The organism is Pseudomonas sp. FP2300, from assembly GCF_030687595.1.
Lineage (GTDB): Bacteria > Pseudomonadota > Gammaproteobacteria > Pseudomonadales > Pseudomonadaceae > Aquipseudomonas > Aquipseudomonas bijieensis.
This window is the reverse complement of record NZ_CP117440.1, coordinates 4,794,278-4,798,166: the sequence shown is the minus strand read 5'-3', so window position 1 is coordinate 4,798,166 and position 3,889 is coordinate 4,794,278. Positions and strand designations below refer to the sequence as shown.

Annotated in this window: 2 protein-coding genes; one reads left to right on the top strand and one right to left on the bottom strand. The window is 63.2% G+C overall.

The window, feature by feature from the left end:
- Window positions 1-163 precede the first annotated feature (163 nt).
- On the top strand, window positions 164-1,126 hold the full coding sequence (locus PSH86_RS21140; protein ID WP_305484714.1) for an alpha/beta hydrolase: 963 nt from the start codon (window positions 164-166) through the stop codon (window positions 1,124-1,126).
- A 221-nt stretch (window positions 1,127-1,347) separates the two neighbouring features.
- On the opposite strand, the gene PSH86_RS21135 is transcribed toward PSH86_RS21140, so the two are convergent.
- Window positions 1,348-3,798, bottom strand: a complete 2,451-nt coding sequence (locus tag PSH86_RS21135; RefSeq protein WP_109754554.1) for a TonB-dependent siderophore receptor — start codon at window positions 3,796-3,798, stop codon at window positions 1,348-1,350.
- Between the last annotated feature and the right edge of the window lie 91 nt (window positions 3,799-3,889).

Here is a 3,889-nt window from a genome sequence, read left to right as displayed (position 1 = left end):
GGATGGGGGCGGGTTCATCGTTATATGAGGAACCCGCCGTCGCCTGGAGGAAGATAGCCAGCACCGAACCTGTGGCGAGGGAGCAAGCTCCCTCGCCACAGGGTTTTGCATGAGCCTGAGTGGCTCATCTTTTACCCATGGTTTTTCACAAGGAACCCCTGCGATGTCCCTGCATCCGGAACTCAACGCCTTCCTCGACCTGGCCGAAGAAAGCCAGGCCGAGGGCCCCGGGCCGTTTCACCTGTCGACGCCGGCCCAGGCCCGCGAGGCGTTCGAGCGTACCACCGGGCAATTGCGCTGGAACGCTCCGGCGGATGTGCAGTGCGCCGCTCACACATTCACCGCCCGTGACGGTGCGCCGCTGACCCTGCGTCTGTATCGTCCGGCCACGGCTGCGGCCCAGGTGTTGCCGGTGCTGGTGTACTTTCACGGCGGCGGCTATGTGGTCGGCAGCCTGGACTCCCACGATGGTGTCTGCCGCGAATTCTGCGCCCGGACGCCGTGCGCGGTGTTGTCGGTGGGCTATCGCCTGGCCCCGGAACACACCTTCCCGACCCCGCTGAACGACGGCGCCGATGCCCTCGACTGGCTGGCCCGGCAGGCCCGCGCCGAAGGCCTGGACCTCAGCCGCGTGGCGTTCGGCGGCGACAGCGTCGGCGCGACACTGGCGACGGTGCTTGCGCTGCAAGCGGCCCTGGAACCCGCCTCCCTGGCGATCCAACCGTGCTTTCAGTTGCTCTGCTACCCGGTGACCGATGCGTCCACCAGCAGCCCATCCACCGAGTTGTTTGGCGAAGGGTATCTGCTGGAGAGCGAAACCCTGGAGTGGTTCTACCGGCACTACGCCAATGAGCCCAGCGATCGCCTGGACTGGCGTTTCTCGCCGTTGCTGGCACCCGGTTACCCAGGCCTGGCCCCGGCCCTGATCGCCCTGGCCGGCCATGACCCGCTGCTCGACGAAGGCCGCGCCTACGCCCGGCGCTTGCAGGAACAGGGGGTAAGCGTGGAGCTGATCGAATACACCGGCCTGATCCACGACTACCTGCGTTTGCAGAGCGTGGTGCCGGAGATTGACGAGGTGTACGCGCAATTGAGCCAAGCCTTGCGGATTGCACTCACTGCCTGAAACACCACAAAACAACTGTGGGTGGTCTCAGAATTTGCATAGGCCACAGATCCCCTGTGGGAGCGAGCTTGCTCGCGATAGCGGCAGGTCAGCCAGCACTTAAGTGCCTGATACACCGCCATCGCGAGCAAGCTCGCTCCCACAGTTGTTTTGTGGTGATTTCAGTATTTTGCAGGCACAAAAAAACCGGGCCAGGCCCGGTTTTTTGTGTGGGGTATTGCTTAGAAGTCGTAGGTCACGTCCAGCGAGGCCACGCGTTCCTGGCCGTAGTAGCAGCCGAACGAGTAGTTGCAGTGGGACACGTATTCGCGGTCGAAGACGTTCTGCACGTTCAGGCTGGTGGTGACGCCACGCAGGCTCGAGGTGGCCTTGCCCATGTCATAGCTGATGGTGGTGTCGAACACGGTGAAGGCCGGTACGTCGAACGAGTTGGCCGCATCGCCCGGCTTGCGGCCGGTGTGGCGGGCGCCTGCGCCGAAGGTCAGGCCATTGAGGACGGCCTGGGTGAAGTGGTAGTCGACCCACAGCGTGGCGGAGAACGGAGCCTGTTGTTCGCTGCGGTTGCCCTCGTTGCCGTAGTTGTCCTTGGTGTAGAACGAGTCGAGGTAGGTGGCAGCGGCCATGACGTCGATGTTGTCGACCGTGGATTTGACTTCCAATTCAACGCCCCGTGAACGCACCTGGCCCGACTGGATCGAGTTCTGCGGATCGGCGGGGTCGGCGGTCACCAGGTTCTTCTGTTTGATCTGGAACACCGAGGCGGTAATCATCGTCTTGTCGAACGGCTGGTACTTCACGCCCACTTCGTATTGCTCGCCTTCGGTCGGCTTGAAGGCGTTGCCGCTAGCGTCCGTGCCGGTGGTCGGCAGGAAGGATTCCGAGTAGCTGATGTACGGCGCCAGGCCGAAATCGGTGACATAGGTCAGGCCCACCCGGCCGGTGAACTTGTTGTCACGCAGTGACGAGACGGTGCCCGCCAGCAGGTCCTTGTTGTCCACTTCGGCCCAGTCCTGGCGGCCACCCACGGTCAGGATCCACTTGTCCAGCTTGATCTGGTCCTGCAGGTAGACGCCGGTCTGGCGAACGGTGTTGTCCCACTTGGTGTCCAGCGTCGGGGTCACGCTGCCGGTGTCGTAGTTGTTGTTATTGCCGTACAGGTCGATCGGCGCGACGTTGTAGGCGTTGTAACCATCGTACTTGCGGTTGAAATGACGATAGTCCACGCCCGCCAGGGTGGTGTGTTCCAGGGCGCCGGTGTTGAATTTGTATTCCACGTTGTTATCGACGGTGTAGGCGGTGTTGTGTTGCTGCCAGTCGAGTTTTACGCGGTTGGCCTGGGTCTGGTCAGTCACGCCACCGGTGGTGACGAAGCTGCGCAGGTAGAACCCCCGGTACTGGTCACGCACGTCGGTGTAGCGCGCCGTGGAGCGGAATTTCAGGTCATCGGTGAGGTTGTGGCTGAAGTCGTAGCCCAGGATGAACTGGTCGCGCTTGTAGTCGTTCCACCGCGTATCGCCGGAGAAAAAGTCCCGGTCGATCCGCTGGCCGTTGGGGCCGCGCTCCAGGGAGCCGATCCTCGGCAGCGCTTGGTAGTCCTCCAGGCCGTCGTCGCGCTGGATCTGCGCCAGCACGGTCAGCGAGGTGTCTTCGTTGGGCGCCCAGGTCAGGCTCGGCGCCAGCAGCATGCGTTCGCTGTGGGTGTGATCGACCTGTTGGTTGCCTTTTTTCGCCACGCCGATGACGCGATAGCTGAATTCCTTCTGGTCGTCGATCGGGCCGCTGGTGTCGAACGCGCCGTTGACCCGGCTGTAGCTGCCCGCGCCCAGCTTGATCTGGCTGCGCTGTTCCGTGGTCGGCCGCTTGGAGACCATGTTGATCAGGCCGCCGGGCTGGTTCTGCCCGTACAGCACCGACGAGGGGCCCTTGAGCACTTCGATGCGTTCCAGGGTGTACGGGTCGATTTGCGGCGCGCCGCCGAGGCTGCCGGCGTAGGGCAGGTAAGCCCCATCGAGGTACAGCGGCGTGGGCGAGAATCCCCGGCTGGTGATTTCGTCGGCGATGGCGTTGCGGTCGGTGAAGCCGCCGGTGTTCAGCCCCGGCGTGTAGCGCAGGGCCTGGGTCAGGTTGCGCGCGCCCTGGGTGGCGACCTGCTCGGCGGTGACCACGTTGATGGTCTGCGGGATCTCCAGGATCGGCGTGTCGGTCTTGGTGCCGGTGGCGCTGCGGGTGGCGACGTAACCGTCCACCGGACCGTAGGCGGACTCCACGGATTTACCGGTGATGGTGGTGGCGCCCAGTTCCAGCGAGTCGCCCGCCGTCCTGGCGCGCACGCTGGCCGTGTTGCCTTGAATGGTGAACATGACGCCGGTCCCCACCAGCATCTGCGACAACGCTTGGGCCGGCGACAACCGGCCGCTGACCGGCTGGCTGCGCAGGCCCTGGACATCGTTGGCGCTGTAGAGCACTTGCATGTTCGATTGATTGCTCAACGCCTGCAGGGCACTGGCCAGCGACTGCGCCGGAATATTGAGGTCGACTTCCTGTGCCTGGACCTGCGCGCTGAACGGCATGGCCAGTGCCAGGCTGAACGCGGTGGCGCTGAAGCCTGGTTGCAGCAGGCGGCGCATGATCAGTGCCTTGGTAAAACGTGGAATCCCCGGAGTTGCTGGCATGTGTTTCACTCTTGCAGGTTTTAGTTTTAATAGGGGTGTAGTTGTTATCAATTCTTAATTAGGACGCACGACCCCGGAAAAACCAGAATGA

Coding starts and splice junctions, on each gene's coding strand:
- PSH86_RS21140 (WP_305484714.1), top strand. CDS start 164: ATGTCCCTGCATCCGGAACTCAACGCCTTCCTCGACCTGGCCGAAGAA.
- PSH86_RS21135 (WP_109754554.1), bottom strand. CDS start 3,798: ATGCCAGCAACTCCGGGGATTCCACGTTTTACCAAGGCACTGATCATG.